Below are 1104 nucleotides of genomic sequence, written 5' to 3'. Positions count from 1 at the left end.
CCCTTATGGCGAACCGAACCTGGCCGTTGCCGTGTTGCACTTCACGGCCGAACCCACCCCCGGTCTACGCTGTTCAGTTTCTGGAAACAGTATGTCCTCTCAAATTTACTGGCAGCAGAGGAACTTTGGCATATTTTCCGTTCGCAAGCTAACTTGGGAAGGAGGCTGTGAATGTCAATCCGTCCGGTGACCCACATCGGAAGTACCCGGTCCACGCTCGAAGGTGCCGGTGTCAGGCTTGATCGTGTCTTCGGCTTTCAGGATCCGTCGATGCTCGATCCGTTCCTGTTGCTGGACGATTTCCGCAATGACCGCCCCGAGGACTATCTGAAGGGCTTTCCGTGGCATCCGCATCGCGGCATCGAGACCATCACATATGTTCTGGCCGGAACGGTCGAACATGCCGACAGCCTCGGCAACCATGGCGATCTGGAAGCGGGCGATGTTCAGTGGATGACGGCCGGGCGCGGCATCCTGCATCAGGAAATGCCGAAGGGAGATGCACGCGGCCGGATGCACGGCTTCCAGCTCTGGGCCAATCTCCCGTCCACTCTGAAGATGACACAGCCGCGCTATCAGGACGTCAAGGCGAAGGACATTCCGGTTGTTGTCGAGGATGACGGCACCTCCGCACGCGTGATCATTGGTGATTTCTGGGGTGAGCGCGGCCCGGTCGACGGAATTGCCGCAGACCCGCAATATCTCGACATTTACGTACCACCCGGCCTGCGGAAACGGATCAAGGTCGACACCTACAAGCAGACCTTTGCCTATGTTTTTAAGGGAAGTGGCCGGTTCGAAGACGCATCCGACCCTTTTGGCGTCCTGACCGAAAAGGAGTTCGCAGGCCATGAGCTGAAATTGCGCGACCAAACCGGAAACCGGACCCTGGTGGTGTTCGGATCGGGAGACGAGATCGTTGTGCAAGCTGGCAGCAAAGGCATCCGCTTCCTGCTGGTGTCCGGTGCGCCCATAAAGGAGCCCGTGGCCTGGCACGGCCCCATTGTGATGAACACGCAAGAAGAACTGCGAACTGCTGTCCGGGAGTTGCAGAACGGGACCTTCATCAAGCCGTAGCCGGGCAGTCTGTTCGAGCGGGGCGCG

At 58.8% G+C, this 1104-nt stretch carries 1 protein-coding gene; it reads left to right on the top strand.

The genetic code is table 11. From position 1 onward, the window contains the following. The first annotated feature begins 171 nt into the window (after window positions 1–171). Complete coding sequence (locus E1297_RS01535) at window positions 172–1077, top strand: pirin family protein (protein ID WP_155133020.1); 906 nt, start codon at window positions 172–174, stop codon at window positions 1075–1077. Window positions 1078–1104: the final 27 nt, after the last annotated feature.

It is taken from the genome of Roseibium sp. RKSG952 (genome assembly GCF_009711355.1).
The sequence above is the reverse complement of the archived record's forward strand: the minus strand, read 5'-3'. Positions and strand labels throughout refer to the sequence as shown.

Excerpts from the sequence above, each read along its gene's own strand:
- E1297_RS01535 (WP_155133020.1), top strand. The coding sequence starts at position 172 with ATGTCAATCCGTCCGGTGACCCACATCGGAAGTACCCGGTCCACGCTC.